Genomic DNA, 20,267 nt, shown 5'->3' on the forward strand with positions numbered 1-20,267 from the left:
TCCTGCATTTTTTCAGCATGCATACTATAAAGGATTAGAGTTTAAAATGTTACCATTCCATGTAATCAGTTTTACTGGAATAGCGCAGTATTGTATTTGTTGTTTAAGATCTATTTTTTATTGCACTTCAGTTTTGATCAATTAAAACGGTTATAAATGTAGTAAAAAATATTAGATAAGAGCAATGCCAGCCCAATGTAAGGCAGAATAACGATCAATGCCGTTTTTTTCAACTCAACAGATTTGCTATTCATAATCATCAAAAAATATTGAAAATATGACTCAGTATACATTTCATTAAATAAAATGTGCAATAAAAAAAGCCAGTGGAAACACTGGCTTTTTTCAATTTAGGACTAAACCCCAGGTTTAGTCGTTAAACTTACGGCGCGGACGGTCTGAATTGAACTCACGCTTTGGACGGTCTTCGCCAAAAGTGCGTTTTGGACGATCTTCACCGCCAAAAGTACGTTTCGGACGGTCATCAAAAGAACGCTGCGGACGGTCACCGAAACCGCCTTCACGGCGTGGCGCTGGACGGTCACCAAAATCACGTTTTGGACGGTCACCGAAAGAACCTTCACGGCGCGGCTTGTAATCTACGCTGTTGCCACGGTTGTCATCATTCGAGTTAAAACGAGGTTTATCGTTAAAACCGCCTTCACGGCGTGGACGATCAGAGTTGAATTCACGTTTTGGACGGTCATCAAAAGAACGCTGCGGACGGTCACCGAAACCGCCTTCACGGCGCGGCGCTGGACGATCACCAAAATCACGTTTTGGACGGTCATCAAAAGAACGCTGCGGACGATCACCGAAACCGCCTTCGCGGCGTGGACGATCTGAATTAAACTCACGGCGCGGACGATCTTCACCACCAAATGATGGACGATCACCGCGAGGTTTGTCATCGTAGCTGCGACGTGGACGATCATCACCGCCTTCGCGACGTTTAAAGTTGCTTTCGCCTTCAAAACGACGACCGCCACCGAAACCGCCACGGCCGCCATCACGACCGCCACGGCCACGACCACCGCCATCACGGCCACGACCGCCGCCATCACGGCCACCGCGTGCAGGAGGTGGAGACGGCTCAAGACCTTCGATTTCAGATACTTCTAAACGTGCATCTAAATAGTCTTCTAAAGCACGGATTTTACCGCGTTCACGGTAAGTCGCCAAAGTGATTGCTTTACCAGTACGGCCCGCACGGCCTGTACGGCCAATACGGTGTACATAGTCTTCGTTCTTCATTGGAAGACCGAAGTTGATGACGTGTGAAATTGTCGGTACGTCAAGACCACGCGCTGCAACGTCTGTCGCAACAAGAATTTTTGCACGGCCTTCACGAATAGAACGCAAACGGCGGTTACGTACAGTTTGCGGCATTGCACCATGAAGCGCGACAACTGAAAGGCCCGCTTCTGCAAGCTCTTCAGCCAGCATATCGGTGTCTTCTTGAGTAGAAGCGAATACAACAGCTTGATCAAGATCTTCAGCACTTAACCAATGCGTCAGCAATTTTTTCTTATGCTCGAAGCCATCAGTCCAATGTAAAGTTTGGGTGATGTCTGTATTTGTAGAATGGCCTGTTTCAATTGCAATACGCTGCGGATCATTCATCATGCGTTCAGCAAGATTAATGATGCGCGGTGCAAAAGTCGCAGAGAACATTAATGTTTGTTTGCGGTTTGCAGCCAAATCACTGATTGCTTCAAGGTCTTCAGAGAAGCCAAGATCAAGCATGCGGTCTGCTTCATCGACAATTAAAGCATCCACTTTATCAAGTTTGATTTGACGGCGGTTAACAAGATCCAATAAACGGCCTGGAGTTGCAACAACAACTTGCGCGCCTTTTAATTGCTGGATTTGTTTACCAAAAGGCATGCCGCCCATGATTGCAGCAACACGCACGCCTTTCATGTGGCGTACAAACGCAATCGCGTCTTGACATACTTGCTGTGCAAGTTCACGTGTTGGTGAAATAACCAAAATGTTTGGTTGAGTCACAGCCTTCATACGTTCTTTGAAAGGCAGGAATGTATCTTCGCCAGCTAAAGCATTTAAAGTTGGGAGTAAGAATGCAGCTGTTTTACCAGAACCTGTTTGGCTCGATACAAGAAGGTCTTTACCTTCCATTGCTGCAGGAATTGATTGCTCCTGCACAGGAGTTGGTGTAGTAAAACCAAGAGTCTCAAGTGCTTGTTGCAGCGACTCGTCTAAAGAAAAATCAGCAAAAGTTTTGCTCATAGAGATATTCACCCTAATGTGGGTGCTCCATTAAATATATGGTCTGATGGACATCGGCAAAAAGCGGCACAGCAATAATCGCTGAAAATATAGAATCAGCGGCGATCCGAGAACGACGATGCGTATAACGCACATTTGATAACAGCCGCAACCTGAAGGAATCGCTTAAGCGATTGGGTGGGGCGCGAAATATTGTCCTCTCTTTGGACCGGACGCGCATACACAATATAGAAGAGAAATGTTCAGGTAATGAACGTAATTTAGTGCGTGGGCGGAGTATAGCAGAATTTAAAATAATGTCACGAAGTTTTATTGTTTTTTCCTGTGAGTGATTTTTAATGGCCCCACTAAATAGGCCAGATAAATATCTCCAAACCTAAAGCTTTACTTCTTTTTTCACCCTTACAAAGGGAAATGCCTAAATGGTTGATACTTTGATGTATAGGAAATTTATAAAAATTTAGTTATAAAAGAACCATAAAACCATTTCCTATCTGTATCTCAATTATGCTGTCAGAACCCAAAATTTTAGGGAGTTTTATTCATAATTAGATAAAGCAGTTTTTTATTTAGAACTGAACTGAACTGAACTGAACTGAACTGAAAGGATTTTTTCATGAAAGATAGAATTTATGAGTTAAGTTTTAAGGAAGTTAATCAAGTTTTAAACTTTAACTTCCCAGATAAGGAAACTTTTGAAAAATTAGAAATGTCTTTTTATAACTTACAAAGAAGACTCAAAACCCACAAGTGGAAAGATTTAATTGGAAATAGATTTAGCTGGCTTTTTATTAAAGAATTGATTGAGCTTCACTTTGAAGAGAGTCTTTCTATAATTAATGAAATTGAGCATCTAGAAAAACCTGAACAATTTCAATCATATTCAAAAGAAGTACAAATTTCCAAAAAGGGATTAAAAGGGCTGCACTATAAACACTATATCGAAGGTGGTTTGTTACCTATTCAAAAACTCTATTTACAGAAATATGGCGATCGCAACTCTGCATATCATAAAGAAATAAATTCAATGTTTTACAAGCGAATGGAGCGTAGCGAACACAAACCCTTGAATGTTTTGTTAAACCTTTATAAAGAACAATTCTTAGATCATTTTTTAATGAGACTGGGAGTTGAGGATGAAGCAATAAATAAACTAAAACAAAGATTGGAAGCAGAGGGAAAACCTATAAGAAAACTAACCGGAGAGTTTTTTGTATTTCATAAATATAAGAATAAAAACTACTATTTAGCTTTATGGAAACATTATGATAAAAACAAACAAGACAGTACTTCATATGAGATAGAAGAGCTTAGAAAGGCTCAGCAAATTAAGATATATTGTGAAAGAGAATTTCCAGAATTTTCACGGGAAATTCTGTCTCATATTTGATTTTATAAATTTCATTATTTTCAATATCGCACAAAAAAGCCTTCATTTTCATGAAGGCTTTTTAAAACTCAATCTACGAAAGCATAAATTACTTCGCAGCGTCACCCCAAGCAGGAACAACCGCCTGCATCAACGGTTTCAGCATTTTCATAGAACATGCGATCACCTGACCGTTGTCCATAGACTCAGAACCACCGCGTGCATCAACAACTGTACCGCCCGCTTCTTTCACAATGAGTTCGCCTGCTGCGATATCCCATGGTTTTAAACCCAGTTCAAAATATGCATCATAGCGGCCTGCCGCCACGTAAGCCAAGTCCAAAGCTGCAGAGCCTGAACGGCGGAATTGCGCGCCCGCTTCAGTGACATTCAACAAAGAGTTAAAATGGTTTTTTGCATAAGATACAACTTCACCATTGCGGACTTTACGGTAAGCATGGCCGACACCCATAAAGGTATTTTCCAGGCTGTCTTTAACATTTACACGGATACGGCGCTGATTCATCATTGCACCGCGGCCGCGGCTTGCAGAGAATAATTCGTCTTTTACAGGATCGTAAATTACGCCATGCTGCGTCACACCTTTGTGCTGCACTGCAAGGGAAATACAGAAGTGAGGAACACCGTGAATAAAGTTTAATGTGCCATCAAGCGGGTCAATAATCCAGCACCAGTCAGCATCGTGGCCATTGCCTTCTTGCAGGCCAAACTCTTCGCCCAGGAAACTGTGGTTTTTATAGCTTTTCTTCAGCGTTGCAATCGTTAATTCTTCTAAATAACGGTCTACACGTGTAACAGGGCCATCAATACCTTTTTCTTCAACTTGCAGATCGAGTTTATGACGATTTTGATGCGCTTTTAAAAGCTCTTGACCGACTAATTGAGCCGCACGCGCAGCCATCACCACCATAGGTTCCATTGAACACCCACTACAAATTTGAAGATATTGATAAAGAATAATGCATAAAAGCCCAGATATTTTAGCAAATATCCGGGCTTTTAGGGGAAAAATGTTTCTAAAATTTTTAAACGGCTTATGGCGCGATATTTATAACTTTCAGCCACGCATGTTTAATTGAATTTTCAATACCTTGTGCATCCAAGCCTGCCTGCTGCAACATTTGGCTGTGTGTCGCTTGGTGAAGGAACTCATCCTCCAGCCCCAAATTGCAGATGGGTTTGACAATGTGCGCCTTAGCCAAGTATTCATTCACAGCACTGCCCGCACCGCCCATGACAGCATGCTCTTCCACCGTCACAAACAATGCCGTATCATCCGCAACTGCATCAATCAGCTGCTCATCCAAAGGTTTAACATAACGCATATTCACCACACGCACAGCAACATCATGCTGTTTTGCAAATGACTGCGCCGCTTGCAATGAAGCCTGCACCCGGCTGCCAAAAGCTAAAACAGAAATGCAGTCACCGTATTGCTCATTATAAACCGCCAGAATTTCCGCCTTGCCAATCTCCATCGCAGTCAGCTTATTCTGCATTTCTACGCCTAGGCCATTGCCGCGCGGATAGCGCACAGCTGCTGGGCCCTTATGCAAATATGCGGTATGCAGCATTTGACGGCATTCATTTTCGTCTTTTGGCGCCATAATCACGATATTCGGAATCGTGCGCATGTAAGCATAGTCATAAGCGCCCGCATGCGTTGGCCCGTCTTCACCCACTAAGCCAGCACGGTCAATACCAAAGGTCACATCTAAATTCTGCAAAGCCACATCATGCACCAGCTGGTCATAGCCGCGCTGCAGGAAAGTCGAGTAAATCGCAACCACAGGCTTTAAGCCTTCACACGCCATGCCCGCAGCCAACGTCACTGCATGCTGTTCTGCAATCGCCACATCAAAATAGCGTTCAGGATACTGCTGTGCAAACTTCACCATGCCTGAGCCTTCACACATGGCTGGCGTAATGGCAATCAAACGCTCATCCTGCGCGGCCTCATCACACAGCCACTGTCCAAACACATCTGAATACTTGGGTGCTGTATTGGCCACTGCAGGCGCATTCAGTTTAGAGATCGCATGATATTTGATTTGATCGGCTTCAGCAGGCACAAAGCCTTTGCCTTTTTTGGTGTAAATATGAATTAAACGCGGGCCAGAACGCTTTTTCAGCGCATCAAACACTTGCGCCAGCTGATTCACATCATGGCCGTCAAATGGGCCGAAATAATCAAAACCCACCGCTTTAAATAAATTGTCCGCGGCATCCGTCGCTGCGCTGTGCAGGCGCGAGTTATAGGCCCATTCAGGATAAGGCTGCACAAAAGCGTCGCCGTCTTCTGAAATATTGACCGATTCGCCGCGTTCCCAGAGCGCAGCCAGATGCTTGGCAAAACCGCCCGTGCTGCATGAAATTGACATATCATTGTCATTCAGCACCACCATCAGATCAGCATTGTGCGCAACTGCATCATTCATCGCTTCAAAAGCCATGCCTGCAGTCATCGCGCCATCACCGACAATCGCCACGACATCGCACGGATCTTTCTGGTAGCGGCGCGCCAGCGACATGCCCAATCCAGCTGAAATTGCCGTCGATGAATGGCCGACGCCAAAGGTGTCAAATTCAGATTCTTCCCGCGCCGGGAAAGCCGCCAAGCCGTCTTTAGAACGGATGGTAACCAGCTGCTCACGGCGGCCTGTCAAAGCCTTATGCGGATAGGCTTGATGCCCCACATCCCAAATCAGGCGGTCATTCGGCGTATTAAAACAATAGTGCAGCGCAACGGTCAGCTCTATTACGCCAAGGTTTGCGCCAAAGTGTCCGCCGCTTTGCCCCGCTGCATACAAAATGAATTGACGCAGTTCGTCCGCCACTTGCTCAAGCTGGCTGCGCTCAAGCAAACGGAGCTGCTGCGGATGATCGATTGTATCCAGCAGCGGTGTATTGGGACGTCGAGACGGTATTTCTGTATACAGCATAATATGGCAAAGCCTTCTAAAGCCTGGCAAATTCTAAGCTAGGTCAAATGGATATCCGATCATATCGTCGGATTGTATCACCTGCAATCAGCCATATTTCTAGCGTTGCAATTTTGAACAGCACTCAAAAATCGGGTGTTTGTAGAATGGTGGAGATTATCCTGAATAATCTTACTATTTATCAACTATTATCGTTCGCATTATACAAAAAAGAAAATCTTCTGCATAAATTCATAGTAGCAATTCTACCAATGTCCAAGCATTACGCTATACTTTAGCCACTTTATGAACGAAAAAACGGGTTTGACTGTGCCTATAGAATTTGTCGCAACATCGAGATTACCTACTGCATTTGGTGAATTTAAAATTACGGTATTTCAAGATCCTCAAACCGGCGAAGAACATGTGGCACTCTCTAAAGGGCTGGAAACCCCGCCGCAAGGGCCGGTTCTTGTGCGCATCCATTCAGAATGCTTAACCGGTGACGCCTTTGCCTCGTTAAAATGCGACTGCGGTCCGCAATTGCAGGCCACGCAAAAACTGATTAATGAAGCCGGCCAAGGGGTAATTTTATACTTGCGTCAGGAAGGCCGCGGCATTGGCTTAACCAATAAAATCCGCGCCTATGCGCTGCAGGATCAAGGCCACGACACCGTAGACGCCAACCTCATGCTGAACCTGCCGGCAGATGCGCGCCGCTACGATATGTGCACGATCATGCTGGATCATTTACAGGTGAAAGAAGTGCTGCTGATCACCAACAACCCGTTAAAAATTAAGGCGCTGACTGATCTGAGCATCAATGTCGTTGACCGTGTGCCGCTAACCGTCGGCTTAAACCCCTTCAATGAGCAATATTTAAAAACCAAACATGAGCGCATGTCGCATATGTACGACAAGGATGATTTTTAAAAGTCCTCTAAATTCGCCATAAATTAATCCCTCCAAACCTCCCTTTTGTAAAGGGAGGCTTTACCCTCTTTGCTAAAGAGGGGTTAGGGGAGATTCAAATCGTCATCGAAAAAATCCGGTTCTCCGGCACTTTGCGTTTTAAATGCAAATCAAAAGCCATGCAGATATTGCGCACAAAAGGCTTGCCCTGCTCAGTCACCTGAATATTTTTCTCATGAATCTGCAGCAAGCCATCCTGCTGCATTTCTGCCAGCTGTTCCAAAACTTGAGGCAATTCAGCAAAATATTGTACTGGAGCATCCCAAGACGTGTTAAAGCGGCACATCAAATTTAGAATATGCTTGCGGATGATCAAATCTTCCTGCGACAGCACATGCCCGCGGTAAACCGGGATTTCATCCTGTTCCAGGCGCGCATAATAATCTTCCAGTTTCTTTTCATTTTGCGCAAAGCTGTACCAGCTGTCACTGATGGAAGACATGCCAAGCCCAATCATCACTTGGGTTTTAGAGGCGGTATAACCCATAAAATTGCGGTGCAGGCTGCCCTCTGCAAACGCTTTCGCCATTTCGTCGGATGGCAGCGCAAAATGATCCATGCCGATTTCATGATAGCCCTGCGCCAGCAATTGCTTTTTGCCTTCCTCATAGCATTGACGCTTCATGTCATCTTTCGGCACATCAGCATCTTTAAAGCCGCGCTGGCCATTGCCTTTAATCCAGGGCACATGCGCATAGCTGTAAAAAGCCAGACGGTCCGGCATCAAGCGCTGGGTCTGATGAATGGTCTGCAGCACATCTTCAAGTTTTTGGAACGGCAGGCCAAAGACCAAATCATGTGAAATGGAGGTATAGCCGATCTCACGCGCCCACTGCGTCACGCGTTCTACATTTTCATAGGGCTGAATGCGGTGAATGGCTTTTTGCACGGCTTCATTATAGTCCTGCACGCCATAACTGACCCGACGGAAGCCTAAGTCATACAGCGCCTGCAAATGCTCCCGTGTAGTGTTATTCGGATGCCCCTCAAAACTGAACTCATATTCTTTGGCGATTTCCGCTTTGGACAAAATGCCGTCAATCAGCTGCGTTAAATGCGCGGGCGAGAAAAAAGTCGGGGTGCCGCCGCCCAAATGAATTTCTTTAATCACAGGCGTATCCTGTAGGAGCCGGCAATACAAGTCCCATTCTTTCAGCACGGCCTGAATATAAGGCTGCTCCATCTCATGCTTTTTAGTGACTTTTTTATGGCAGCCGCAAAAGGTGCACAGGCTTTCGCAAAACGGCAAATGAATATACAGGCTGATGCCTTCAGAGCGGTTGGATTCATCAAAGGAGCGCTTCAGGGTCTGTTTCCAAAGCGCCAATGAAAAGGACTGCTCATCCCAATACGGCACAGTCGGATAACTGGTATAGCGTGGACCCGGCACATTGTACTTTTGAATCAGTGATTTTAACTGCTGCATACGCGCCGCCCGATTGCTCAAAATAAATCTTTCCCGCCCTATTTTGCGGAGCTTCATTTTTGAATTCAACCTAGCCTTTTAGTCGGATTAAAGCGCCCTCATCTGTATTCTTAACCCGCAGATCGCCAAATATTCAAGCATGCGCATCAGTAAAAATCCCTTAAGTTTTTGCTGAATCTATGTTTTGATGTTTACAGTTTTTGATTTTCCTTTTGAAGGTCCAGATGCAGCATCCAACTTCCGCAGATATTCAGCGTGTCCGAGATTTCCTTACCGGCCTGCAAGCCCGCATTTGCGCTGCGCTCGAACAGCAGGAACGTGCTGGCGGCGGTTCAGCCGAGTTCATGATTGATGACTGGGAACGGCCTGAAGGAGGCGGCGGGCGCTCGCGTGTCCTGCAAAACGGCGCCGTGATTGAAAAAGGCGGGGTGATGTTCTCGCATATCAATATTTCCAAGCTGCCTGCTTCTGCGACAGAACGCCATCCGAATATTGCCGGCGCCAAAGCGCAGGCTATGGGGGTTTCATTGGTTATTCATCCGAAAAACCCCAATGTGCCGACTTCACATGCCAATGTACGCCTGTTTGTAGCGGAAAAAGAAGGCCAAGACCCGATTTGGTGGTTCGGCGGCGGTTTTGACCTGACGCCGTTTTATCCGAATGATGAAGATGTGCGGTCATGGCATCAAACTGCACATGACCTGTGTGCGCCTTTTGGCGAAGCGGTCTATGCCGAACACAAGAAATGGTGTGATGATTATTTCTACTTAAAACACCGCGATGAACAGCGCGGCGTGGGTGGGTTATTCTTTGATGATTTAAATCAATGGGATTTTGAAACCTGCTTCCAATATATGCAGGCTGTCGGAAACGGCTATCTAGAAGCCATCCTGCCAATCTTCCAGCGCAATCAGGACAAGCCTTATAGCGAAGCGCAGCGTGATTTCCAGCTCTACCGCCGCGGCCGCTATGTGGAATATAATCTGGTTTATGACCGCGGAACCCTATTTGGCCTGCAGACTGGCGGACGGATTGAATCCATTTTGGTCAGCATGCCGCCGCTGGCGGGCTGGTCCTACCGTCCAGAATGGGATGAACATTCTGCAGAGAAAAAACTGACCGACTATTATTTAAAACCGCAAGATTGGCTTGGCAAGCTGAAATAAACATGTGCTGCTGACCCTAAAAGCAAAAGAAAAACCTCTATTTCTGGAGGTTTTTCTCTGCAGCTTGCATACAAGTTTTTACACTGGCTGCCAGCCATTCACATCTTTTACACCGGCCTTGCAAAGATTAACGCGTCAACACAAATTCCTGACTGAAACTCCTGTTAATTTTTCAACAAATTCACCCTTTATTTTTTGGCTCGTGTAGTATCAGCATAGACACAGAAATGACATGTAAACTCTGTATATTTCTTCTCAATTGCATGAGGCAAAGCATAATGAATACGAAAAAAATCAGCTCCGCTGCCCTGCTGTTTTGGGCATTTATTGCCGCCATGATAGGATCCATCAGCACTGCTGTTTTCTCAGAAAGCGCATTCAACGACAACTTTGCATTTACCAGCATGGCGCTTGCGCTGGCAGGCATTCTCATCAGCGCAGCATTTTTAATGGTGGATGCAGTATTAGCCGTGTGCAATCCCTAGCAGCCGCAAACCGCCTTCCTTCCTAATTTCAGATTAGCGCTTTAGAGCGCCCGCAATTTGCCGTATATTGATGCACATTTCTCCACATGGATTTTGTGCGATGAGCAAGCAATTCGCCGTTATTGGCAACCCAATTGAACAATCCCGCTCACCGGAGCTGCACCATGCCTTTGCAGCTAAAACCGGTATTGATCTGCACTACAGCAAACGCTTAGCGCCGCTGGACGGTTTTGACGCCAGCATGAAGGCATTTTTTGCGCAAGGCGGCGCCGGCATGAATGTCACCGTTCCATTTAAAGAACAAGCTTTTGCAGCCTGCGCCGTGTTAACTGAACGCGCTAAAATTGCCAAGGCCGTAAATACGCTATGGATGGAAAACGGTAAATTACATGGCGACAATACTGATGGTCAGGGCCTTGTGGACGCCATTAAGGTGCTGGATTGGAATCTGGAACACACAGACATTTTAATTATTGGCGCAGGCGGCGCAACCCGCGGCGTGATTTATCCGCTGGTACAGGCCGGTGCGAAAAAAATTGTGATTGCCAACCGTACCCTTGCCCGTGCTGAACAGCTGGTTGAAGATTTAAAAGATGCCGTGCCTGCAGCTGAGTTAAGCGCTGCCGGCCTGGATGCGCTGCAAGGCCATTTTGATATTGTCATTAATGCGACATCTGCCAGCCTCAGCGGCGATGCCCTGATTCTGCCCAAAGCGCTGCAATTCAAGCAGGCCTACGAAATGGCCTATGGCAAAACCTCAAGCTTTTTAGATCAAGCCAAAGCGCGCGGGGTTCCTGCTTCGGAAGGCTTTGGCATGCTGGTGGGTCAAGCCATTGAATCTTTCCGCATTTGGAATGGCGTTAAACCCGACTTAAAAGATTTTTTATAAATTTTAGCCAAAAAAAGAACCTCCGCAGAGGTTCTTTTTTTTCAGTGCCTTATTTTGGAAGATACGTCATCACATCGTGATACACCACGCGGTAAATGCCATCATCAAATAAATCGAGGCTATTTTCGTCTAAATTTTGAATCGACTTTTCTGACAGCTTATGTTTCAAATCATCAGCAAACGCTTGCGCAAATACCTGTGACGCCTTGTCTAATTGGAGCTTTTGTTCAGCACTCAGTGAATATTCATCTGCAAATGTTTCTGCATAATAGTTTGCAAAAACCGCTTGCCGGGTCTTGTGCTGCTTCATTTTTTGATTCCAGCGCTGCTGTACTTTGTATTCTTCGGTCGCTTGATTGACAATTTTATTTACTGAATAGCCCAGGTCATCGAAACTGTCTGGATTTTTTAACTGATGCTTCTCTGCCAACTGGTTTAACCGCGTCAATGACGCGCCTTTAGGCTTCGGTAAATCCTCATTGAAATGATAAGCCGAAAGTTCTGCAATTTCATTCAGTTCTGCCGCAGAATAATGTTTGCTTAACTCAGACTGTTTAATGGCGGCATACAGTCCAAAAACGGCTTGATAGCTTTTCAGCCATGAACCTGTCCGCTTATACGTATCTAACGCAATTTGGCTTAGATATTCATCTGCAGTTTTTGCATCCGCGTCATTGGCAGACGTCGACGCTTCCTCCTGGCCTGCACCTAAAGAACCCAGCAGGCCCTTGGACGCACGCTCGAGCAATGAGCCTTTAGAAACCTCCTCAATCGACTTGGCATTTTTTAATACATTGCGGTCAATCGGTTTGGCCCGGCCATAATTGGACACTTGGTTATGGCTCATAAACTTAAACTGACCCATTTTTTCATCTTTAATCAACAGGTCATAATCCAAAGCTTGCAAGCGCCCTGCCTGATCTAAAGCTACATCCATCGTGAATGCGGTTGCATCACGCTGATCCTGCTTTAAGGCCTGCTGAATTTCAGCGTCATGCTTTTGCCACAGCTGCTTAAAGCGATGCACATCGGTCAGCTGCTCAGACTGATACACCGTAAATATCGGTTTTAATTGTTCTAATGCCATCAATTTGGGATGTTCTGGCGCAGCTTGCTCTTCCGCGGCCTGTTCCAAGGCCAGCTTAAAGACATCAATGCCGTACCATTCGCGGCACAAAGTAAAATAGCCCGCAGGTACTTTTTTCGCTTGGGTTAAGGCCTGACAAGCGTCATCCGATAATCCAGACGCTGCTAGCGCTTCTACATGAGTCACAGAGTCTTCACGGGATGCATCGCAGGCATCCTCAGATGCACACGCGGTTGCAGCCATCGCCGCATCGGCAGCCTCATCGCGCTCACCCGATTCTTCTTCCTCAGCTTCTGCGACATCCGCCTGATCTGAAACAGCCTCTTCATGCGCGAACATGGCATGGGCTTTGGCCTGTATCAGCGCTTCTACACGTGTTGCTGAATCATCGGCAGCCGCGCTCAGCTGATCTTCTGTTTCATCATCGGAGGCCCGTATTTGAGCCGCATCATGAGCAGGTGCAGAGACTTCCTCAGCCTGAGCAATGGCCGCATCTTTCGACGGCTGCTTTTGCCCTTTGACTTGTGTGTCGTAATAAGGCGCATTGACCCACTCAAACAGACTCATTTGCAGTGCTAATTGTTCTAAAGTGCCTTGATAACGGATTTTACTGCTTAAGCCCTGCTGCTTTTCAGCTGCGCTTAAATTGATTGCCGCCACTTGGTCTGGCGTTGCCAACGCATAAGGCAATGCATTTAACTGTTTAAGATAAAGCGCTAATTTTTTAAAATTGACCTGATTGAATTCATCTTTATATTTTGAAAAATCGACATAAGCATATGACGCCTGGCTGTCACGATTGACCATAAATGGCATAAAGGCAAAGTAGTTGGTGTACAGCTTGAAATCATTCAAATCGACAATCATCGGCAGCTGCGCCTGCACCAGCAGCGTCGGCTTTTGATATTTTAGGTTTAAATTTAAATTGGCCATTTTCTGACGATAATGCACCGACCCATCATAGCTGAATTGGAGGTCATTTAAGACATTCAGCAGGCTTTCAGCCACACCGGCACCTGCGCTGCCACGCCCGCCAGTCAAGAATCCATCCTGATCCTGCTCTTTGGCAACTGCGTCATATAACTGTTTGCGCTCTTTCGAACTCAATTGCAGTTTTTGAGTTTTAATCAACTGATCTAATTGCTTTTTTAATTCCGGATTCAACCCGGACGGCTGCCGCTGCGCCGGACTTTGCTTTTTGGATGCCGCGCTGTCATTCAGCTGCGCCTGAATAGAAAACTGTCCATTCACGTCATAGCTGCTGGTTTCAAAGACGGCATTCATGCCCGCCGCGGCACGTTCACCCAAAGCCTGTTCAGTTGCTGAAGTGGACTTAATGACATGTTGTGTACAGGCGCTTAAGCTCAGGCCCAATACGCAGAAAGTTAAATATTTTAGACGCATAAATTCTTTTTAATACCCAGTTTATTTAGACTTTAATTATGAAAAATTAAACAAATGATCAATTGCCACTGTAACAGAAGCATCCTAAAGTAAAGCTAGCCTTTCATACCAAATTCGCATTTCTGACAATTTTCTCAGTCTGTGGCATCAATGTAATTTGATCATTATTGTGAATAATCAAATCATCGATTCAGATAATCCAAAACTATTTTTAAATTAGGATTAACATTATGCCTGCTTATAAAGCTCCTTTACACGACATTCGCTTCTTGATGAATGAAGTACTTGATTACCCGGCACATTACCAAACCTTATCTAACGGTGAAGCTGCGGATGCTGATACTGTAGATATGATTCTTGAAGGCGCTGCCGATTTTTGTGAAAATATTTTGTCGCCATTGAACCAAACGGGCGATGCTGAAGGCTGCCACTTTGAAAACGGCGATGTTAAAACGCCGAAAGGCTTTAAGGAAGCCTATGACCAGTTCGTGCAAGGCGGCTGGCAAGGCCTTTCTTTTCCTGAAGAATTTGGCGGTCAAAACCTGCCTCAATCACTGAACTTGATTAAGTCAGAAATGATGGGCACAGCCAACTGGTCATTCCAAATGTATCCTGGCTTGAGCGTCGGCTGCATTAACACCATCATGCAGTTTGGTACAGAAGAGCAAAAGAATCAGTATTTGCCGCACCTTGTCGCTGGCACGTGGTCAGGCACTATGTGCTTAACAGAACCTCAATGCGGCACAGACCTAGGCCAAGTGAAATCTAAAGCTGAGCCAAATGCTGACGGCAGCTATGCCATCAGCGGCACAAAGATTTTCATCTCTGCAGGCGAACATGACTTAACCGATAATATTGTGCATATTGTCCTTGCCCGCCTTCCAGATGCGCCTGCAGGCACCAAAGGCATTTCGCTGTTTATTGTGCCTAAGTTTATGGTGAACGCCGATGGTTCTGCGGGTGAACGCAACCCTGTGACTTGCGGTTCAATTGAGCACAAGATGGGGATCCGCGCTTCAGCGACTGCGGTATTGAACTTTGACAATGCCAAAGGCTTCCTGATTGGCGAGCCTAACAAAGGCCTGCACGCGATGTTCACGTTCATGAACACCGCGCGTATTGGGACTGCAATTCAAGGCATTGCACATGCTGAATTGGCATTCCAGGGCGCATTGCCATATGCCAAAGACCGTATGTCTATGCGCGCGTTATCAGGTAAAAAAGACCCGGATAAAGTGGCTGATGCCATTATTCACCACGCCGATGTGCGCCGCATGCTGCTGACGCAAAAAGCGATCGCGGAAGGCGGCCGTTCGATGATTTATTACGCTGCGCAAATTGCCGACAAAATGGCTGACGCCTTAACGCGCGGCGACACTGCGGCCTTTGAAGCGCATGATGATCACCTTGGCTTCTATACCCCTATTCTTAAAGGCTTCTTGACTGAATTAGGCTATGAAGCAGCCAACCACGGCATGCAGGTTTACGGCGGCCACGGCTACATTAAAGAATGGGGCATGGAACAGATTGTCCGTGACTCACGCATCTCTACGCTGTACGAAGGGACCACTGGCGTTCAAGCGCTGGATTTAATCGGCCGTAAAGTGCTTTTAACCTCAAAGGGCAAAGTGATTCGCGACTATACCGCTGAAATTTTAAAATTCTGCGGCCAGCATGCGCGCAATAAATACATGCGCCGTTTTGCCTGGGACTTGACTAAGCTTTGCGCACAATGGAATGCTTTAACCGTCCGCATTATGCTGGCGGCGCGTAAAGACCGCGATATCGTCTCTTCAGCTTCAACGGACTTCCTGATGTTCTCGGGCTATGTGATGATGGCGTATTTCTGGGCGCAGCAAGCGGCAGTGGCATCTGCAAAATTAGCGGCTGGCGAAGGCCAGGAAGTTCCTGAATTCTATAAAGCGAAAATCAAAGTGGCTGACTTCTACTTTGAACGCATGCTGCCGCGCACACAAGGCCATGCAGAAGCCATGGTCAACCCGTCTAAAACCATGACCTCTTTAGCGGCTGAGCATTTCAGCTTTGATTACTGAGTTTTAAATTGCTGACCTAAAAAAGGGCGCCTCGGCGCTCTTTTTTTCTGCAGGATCTTTCCCCTCTAAAATCTCTTCATGCACTCAAAGCGCTGTTACATCTTTATAATAGATATTTTACCTTCTTATTCATCAGCACCAATAAACAGCCTGCGGCGGCAGAACACAGTAAAACAGCAAAGCTGAATAATGTTTGCTGTCCGATAAAATAGCTTTTCAAGTGATAGATAAAGAACGGATGAATCAAAAATATCGCGGTCGACAGATTGGCGATTTCCTTATGGCTGCTGAGCATTTCCCTATTCAGGCAGTATGCGACGATAGCTGGCGCAGCAAAATACAGCGAAAACATCTGATCTAAGCTTTCTTTTTTACTGATCAAAAAGTAATTCAATAAAGACTCAAAAATCACAAGCCCAATTAAAATAACAATATGCCAGCCTTTTATATTAAATTTATCAATGGTGAGAGCTTTATATTTATGCATTAAAAAACCTAAAGCCATAAATGGAAAGCTCACGGTTAAAAAATTTCTATGCGTGGTGTACTGATTCAGCTTCCAGTCCCAATAGCCGCTGAACCAATGCAGATTGCCGGCTTGCTGAATGGCCACACCGGCAATAAAGAATAGGCTCGCGATAATCCACAGTTTTTTTCCGCTGAGGTTTCTTAAGCAATATAACAGCCCACCACCCAAAATTACCCCAACCAAATACCACAAGACAAAATAGCCGTTATAAATTATTGAAATATTGTAAGATAAATTAGAAGACCACCAAATCGGACAATAAAAAATCATCCATAGTGCATATAAAATAAAAACTCTCTTCAGCCATTTTTTAAATTTATTAAAATTATCAATATATAAAAAATAATACCCTGTAATCACCAAAAATACAGGGACGGCGATTCTAAAAAGGCCTTGCACTAAACTATGTTCAAGCAGGCTTGAATAATCATAAAAAATATGGGTATGCAAAAAAACCACACAGACCGCTAAAGCCAATTTAAGAAGATCAATTGAAATATTACGCTGCATATTCATATGCTCTAATGACTGCATGGCAAATATGCCATTTATAACAACTCTTCCAGCACCGAATTTAAAAACACATGGCCCTGCTCTGTGCATGAAATCCGGCTTAAATCATTTAACATCAGCTGGCGCTGGCGCAGCGGAACGAGCTTTTCATTCAATTCCGCTAAATCAAGGCCTGTCCGCTCTGCATACAGGCTGGCGTCTACGCCGTCATTTAAGCGCAAGGCATTCATCATGAACTCAAACGGCAGGTCTGCATCTTCAATGCGCTTAAACTGCAAATGCTCTGCCGGCACCTTGGCTAAATAATCTTTCGGCAAACGGGTTTTCTGAAAACGGTATACGCCATCAGGCTGAGTCACTTTGCCATGCGCGCCTGCGCCAATCGCCAGATAATCGCCAAATTGCCAGTAATTCAAATTATGCGCAGACGGTTTTTCCTTGCGCCATGCAGACACTTCGTAATTGACAAAGCCTTGCGCGGTTAAATACGCTTCGCCCTGTTCTTGGATATCTTCCAAAACATCATCTACCGGCAAAACCGGCTGGGTTCTAAAAAAGACCGTATTCGGTTCAATCGTCAGCTGATACCAAGAGACATGTGTCGCGCCGCTTTCCACCGCCAGTTTCAGATCCAGCATGGCCTGTTCTAAGGTCTGTTCAGGCAGGCCATGCATTAAATCGACATTGACCCGCGCAAAACCGGCTTCTTTTGCATGCTGAATGGCGGAAACAGCATCATCGTCAGAATGAATTCGACCTAGTTTTTGCAAATGATCGGCATTAAAACTTTGCACACCGATGGATAGGCGGTTAATGCCTGCCTCTAAATAGCCAGCAAATGGATCATGCTCGACAGTGCCGGGGTTGGCTTCCAGCGTAATTTCACAATCTTCCTCAAAAGCAAGCAGCGCCTTGAGCTGTGCAAACAGCCATTGATAGCCCTTGGCTGAAATTAAAGACGGTGTTCCCCCGCCAATAAATACGCTGTGAATCTCACGGCCTTGGGCAAAATCAATCTGGGTTTTAAAGTCTGCAACCAGCGCCTGCAGATATTCCTGCTCCAAATCTAAAGACAGTTTGCCGTCTGGCACAGCGTGCGAGTTAAAGTCGCAATATGGGCATTTGCGCACGCACCACGGCATGTGAATGTATAACGATAAGGGAACCAGTGCAGGATTTAATTCAGACAAGGACAGCGCTCAAAAAAAGACAATTCAGATATGAATGTATTTTAACATGAGTCCATCAACACGCTTACCTATTCTGCAGCCCAATCCGTTAAACTGAATAAAATTAAATAAAAATCAGGGGCGACAGAATGAAAATAACCTCCCATCTGCTGATGCTGCTGCCGCTTGCCATGGGGATTGGCATTGCCATGACTATTCAAACCGCCATCAACAGCCAATTGCGGGAATATTTGTATTCGCCGCTGCAAGCCGCCCTTTTATCCTTTTTGGTTGGTACAATAGCGCTGGCTGTCTTGGTGTTTTTTCAATCCGCCGAAAAACCGAATGTAGATACGCTTAGGCAAATTCCGTGGTTTTTATGGCTGGGCGGATGCTTAGGCGTTTACTCCATCAGCGTCAGTATTTATACGGCGCCGAAGTTAGGCTTTTTAAGCCTGTCTGGCCTGATTATTTTCGGACAAATTGTCATGTCGATGATTGTCGATCAATATGGCTGGCTCGGCACAGAAAAAACACCTGTTAACTGGCAGCGACTTTTAGGTGGCGTGGTGATTTTTACCGGTGTGCTTCTCACTTTACAGCGCTAAACCATCGTCCTAAGCACATGATGAAATGAGTGATTTTTGTGTCAAATGCTGCATCTGCAACAACCAACTCCTATGAAATTAAAAAACTGTTTCACTTGATGCTTCCCATTTTAGTGACTCAGTTTGCGCAAGCCGGCTTTGGACTGATTGATACCATTATGGCCGGGCATTTATCCGCAAACGATTTAGCCGCCATTGCGGTCGGTGTCGGGCTGTGGATTCCGGTCATGCTGCTGTTCAGCGGCATTATGATTGCCACCACGCCGCTGGTTGCGGAAGCCAATGGCGCGCGTACGCCGGAAAAAATTGCCATTATTGCGCGCCAGTCCTTATGGGTTGCGCTGATTCTGGGCATTATCGCCTGTTTAATTTTGCAAATGGCGCCATTTCTGCTGCCTGTTTTAGGTGTGCCGGAAGCGCTGCTGCCTAAAGCCAGCTTATTTCTACATGCCATCGGCTTAGGCATGCCCGCCGTGACCATGTATGCGGCTTTGCGCGGCTATTCAGAAGCCTTGGGATTCCCCCGCCCAGTCACTGCCATCAGCCTGATTGCGCTGCTGGTGCTGATTCCGCTGAACTTCGTCTTTATGTACGGCCTTGGGCCAATTCCAGAATTAGGCTCAGCAGGCTGCGGTTTCGCCACGGCGATTCTGCAATGGCTGATGTTCTTCGCATTGGCGGCCTATGTGTTCAAAGGCCAGGCCTATCAAAGAACCCAGCCCTTTGCGGTTTTTGAACGCATCAACAGCTATTGGGTAAAGCGGATTTTAAAACTGGGGCTGCCGATCGGTTTGGCTATTTTCTTTGAAGTCAGTATTTTCAGCACCGCGGCGATTATTCTCAGCCCGCTGGGCGAGATTACTGTCGCGGCGCATCAAGTGGCCATTTCAATTACCTCGCAGCTGTTTATGATTCCCATGTCCTTAGCGATTGCCTTGACCATCCGCGTCGGCACCTATTATGGCGAACAGAACTGGCTGGCCATGCGCAAAGTGCAATTTTTAGGATTAATCACTGCGACCGTACTGGCGCTGGCCACCATGAGCCTGCTGTGGCTGCTGCGCTATGAGATTGTTGCGCTGTATACCAGTGACTACGACGTGGCCGCAGTAGCCGTCTATTTAGTGCTGTTCGCTATCGCTTATCAGCTGATGGATGCGTGGCAAGTCAGCGCTGCAGGCTGCCTGCGCGGCATGCAGGACACCAAAGGCCCGATGTGGATTACCATGGTTGCCTATTGGATCATTGCCTTCCCTGTCGGCATTTATCTGGCGCGCTTTACCGATATGGGCGCGGCGGGCGTTTGGACTGGCCTGATTGTCGGCCTGACGGTGGCATGCGTACTGCTTCTCAGCCGTTTATTTATGAATAACAAACGGCTGATTTCCAATTAAGCCATCCTTA

15 protein-coding genes are annotated in these 20,267 nt (G+C 46.1%); 8 read left to right on the forward strand and 7 right to left on the reverse strand.

Going from position 1 to position 20,267, the window contains the following annotated elements; all coding sequences use genetic code 11:
• Positions 1-369 precede the first annotated feature (369 nt).
• Positions 370-2,250 (reverse strand): DEAD/DEAH box helicase, encoded by a 1,881-nt coding sequence (locus tag OKC24_RS03340; RefSeq protein ID WP_130143924.1) that lies wholly within the window; start codon positions 2,248-2,250, stop codon positions 370-372.
• A 616-nt stretch (positions 2,251-2,866) separates the two neighbouring features.
• Here OKC24_RS03340 and OKC24_RS03345 point away from each other — a divergent pair.
• Positions 2,867-3,640: a hypothetical protein gene (locus OKC24_RS03345; RefSeq protein ID WP_265464795.1), complete on the forward strand. Its 774-nt coding sequence runs from the start codon at positions 2,867-2,869 to the stop codon at positions 3,638-3,640.
• 88 nt (positions 3,641-3,728) lie between these two features.
• On the opposite strand, the gene OKC24_RS03350 is transcribed toward OKC24_RS03345, so the two are convergent.
• Positions 3,729-4,559, reverse strand: a complete 831-nt coding sequence (locus tag OKC24_RS03350) for an inositol monophosphatase family protein (protein ID WP_026253394.1) — start codon at positions 4,557-4,559, stop codon at positions 3,729-3,731.
• Between the two features lie 115 nt (positions 4,560-4,674).
• The gene (gene dxs / locus OKC24_RS03355) at positions 4,675-6,582 is read right to left on the reverse strand and encodes a 1-deoxy-D-xylulose-5-phosphate synthase (protein WP_130143926.1); all 1,908 of its coding nucleotides are present in this window, start codon (positions 6,580-6,582) and stop codon (positions 4,675-4,677) included.
• A gap of 309 nt (positions 6,583-6,891) precedes the next feature.
• On the opposite strand from dxs, the gene ribA reads away from it, so the two are divergent.
• Entirely contained in the window at positions 6,892-7,494 is a 603-nt protein-coding gene (ribA, locus tag OKC24_RS03360; RefSeq protein ID WP_130144103.1) for a GTP cyclohydrolase II, read from the forward strand.
• A 94-nt stretch (positions 7,495-7,588) separates the two neighbouring features.
• Here ribA and hemN read toward each other — a convergent pair whose 3' ends face one another.
• On the reverse strand, positions 7,589-8,959 hold the full coding sequence (hemN, locus tag OKC24_RS03365; RefSeq protein ID WP_131276121.1) for an oxygen-independent coproporphyrinogen III oxidase: 1,371 nt from the start codon (positions 8,957-8,959) through the stop codon (positions 7,589-7,591).
• 224 nt (positions 8,960-9,183) lie between these two features.
• Between hemN and hemF the strand changes: the two genes are divergently transcribed.
• The 3 genes from hemF to aroE all read left to right on the forward strand — a co-directional run bounded on the left by hemF (position 9,184) and on the right by aroE (position 11,499).
• A complete protein-coding gene (hemF, locus tag OKC24_RS03370; RefSeq protein WP_130143928.1) occupies positions 9,184-10,125 on the forward strand; it encodes an oxygen-dependent coproporphyrinogen oxidase in 942 nt (313 codons plus the stop codon).
• Positions 10,126-10,403: 278 nt separating this feature from the next.
• Positions 10,404-10,610 carry a hypothetical protein gene (locus OKC24_RS03375; protein ID WP_130143929.1) on the forward strand — a complete coding sequence of 69 codons (207 nt, stop codon included), beginning with the start codon at positions 10,404-10,406 and terminating at the stop codon, positions 10,608-10,610.
• A gap of 100 nt (positions 10,611-10,710) precedes the next feature.
• Positions 10,711-11,499, forward strand: coding sequence for a shikimate dehydrogenase (gene aroE, locus OKC24_RS03380; RefSeq protein WP_131276122.1), 789 nt, complete (start codon positions 10,711-10,713; stop codon positions 11,497-11,499).
• 49 nt (positions 11,500-11,548) lie between these two features.
• Here the strand turns inward: aroE and OKC24_RS03385 are convergent, their stop codons facing one another.
• Positions 11,549-13,990 carry a hypothetical protein gene (locus OKC24_RS03385; RefSeq protein ID WP_265464798.1) on the reverse strand — a complete coding sequence of 814 codons (2,442 nt, stop codon included), beginning with the start codon at positions 13,988-13,990 and terminating at the stop codon, positions 11,549-11,551.
• Between the two features lie 230 nt (positions 13,991-14,220).
• On the opposite strand from OKC24_RS03385, the gene OKC24_RS03390 reads away from it, so the two are divergent.
• Positions 14,221-16,044, forward strand: a complete 1,824-nt coding sequence (locus tag OKC24_RS03390; RefSeq protein WP_130143932.1) for an acyl-CoA dehydrogenase C-terminal domain-containing protein — start codon at positions 14,221-14,223, stop codon at positions 16,042-16,044.
• A 103-nt stretch (positions 16,045-16,147) separates the two neighbouring features.
• Here the strand turns inward: OKC24_RS03390 and OKC24_RS03395 are convergent, their stop codons facing one another.
• Both OKC24_RS03395 and hemW read right to left on the reverse strand, forming a co-directional pair.
• A complete protein-coding gene (locus OKC24_RS03395; RefSeq protein WP_130143933.1) occupies positions 16,148-17,107 on the reverse strand; it encodes an acyltransferase family protein in 960 nt (319 codons plus the stop codon).
• Between the two features lie 14 nt (positions 17,108-17,121).
• On the reverse strand, positions 17,122-18,276 hold the full coding sequence (hemW, locus tag OKC24_RS03400) for a radical SAM family heme chaperone HemW (RefSeq protein ID WP_130143934.1): 1,155 nt from the start codon (positions 18,274-18,276) through the stop codon (positions 17,122-17,124).
• A gap of 128 nt (positions 18,277-18,404) precedes the next feature.
• Between hemW and OKC24_RS03405 the strand changes: the two genes are divergently transcribed.
• Together OKC24_RS03405 and OKC24_RS03410 are read left to right on the forward strand one after the other, a co-directional pair.
• Positions 18,405-18,863: a DMT family transporter gene (locus tag OKC24_RS03405; protein WP_130143935.1), complete on the forward strand. Its 459-nt coding sequence runs from the start codon at positions 18,405-18,407 to the stop codon at positions 18,861-18,863.
• Positions 18,864-18,961: 98 nt separating this feature from the next.
• Entirely contained in the window at positions 18,962-20,257 is a 1,296-nt protein-coding gene (locus OKC24_RS03410; RefSeq protein WP_165381117.1) for an MATE family efflux transporter, read from the forward strand.
• Positions 20,258-20,267: the final 10 nt, after the last annotated feature.

It is taken from the genome of Acinetobacter entericus, from assembly GCF_026168575.1.
GTDB classification, from domain to species: domain Bacteria; phylum Pseudomonadota; class Gammaproteobacteria; order Pseudomonadales; family Moraxellaceae; genus Acinetobacter; species Acinetobacter bouvetii.

Coding starts and splice junctions, on each gene's coding strand:
- OKC24_RS03340 (WP_130143924.1), bottom strand. CDS start 2,250: ATGAGCAAAACTTTTGCTGATTTTTCTTTAGACGAGTCGCTGCAACAA.
- OKC24_RS03345 (WP_265464795.1), top strand. CDS start 2,867: ATGAAAGATAGAATTTATGAGTTAAGTTTTAAGGAAGTTAATCAAGTT.
- OKC24_RS03350 (WP_026253394.1), bottom strand. CDS start 4,559: ATGGAACCTATGGTGGTGATGGCTGCGCGTGCGGCTCAATTAGTCGGT.
- dxs (WP_130143926.1), bottom strand. CDS start 6,582: ATGCTGTATACAGAAATACCGTCTCGACGTCCCAATACACCGCTGCTG.
- hemN (WP_131276121.1), bottom strand. CDS start 8,959: ATGCAGCAGTTAAAATCACTGATTCAAAAGTACAATGTGCCGGGTCCA.
- hemF (WP_130143928.1), top strand. CDS start 9,184: ATGCAGCATCCAACTTCCGCAGATATTCAGCGTGTCCGAGATTTCCTT.
- OKC24_RS03375 (WP_130143929.1), top strand. CDS start 10,404: ATGAATACGAAAAAAATCAGCTCCGCTGCCCTGCTGTTTTGGGCATTT.
- aroE (WP_131276122.1), top strand. CDS start 10,711: ATGAGCAAGCAATTCGCCGTTATTGGCAACCCAATTGAACAATCCCGC.
- OKC24_RS03385 (WP_265464798.1), bottom strand. CDS start 13,990: ATGCGTCTAAAATATTTAACTTTCTGCGTATTGGGCCTGAGCTTAAGC.
- OKC24_RS03390 (WP_130143932.1), top strand. CDS start 14,221: ATGCCTGCTTATAAAGCTCCTTTACACGACATTCGCTTCTTGATGAAT.
- OKC24_RS03395 (WP_130143933.1), bottom strand. CDS start 17,107: ATGCAGTCATTAGAGCATATGAATATGCAGCGTAATATTTCAATTGAT.
- OKC24_RS03405 (WP_130143935.1), top strand. CDS start 18,405: ATGAAAATAACCTCCCATCTGCTGATGCTGCTGCCGCTTGCCATGGGG.
- OKC24_RS03410 (WP_165381117.1), top strand. CDS start 18,962: ATGCTTCCCATTTTAGTGACTCAGTTTGCGCAAGCCGGCTTTGGACTG.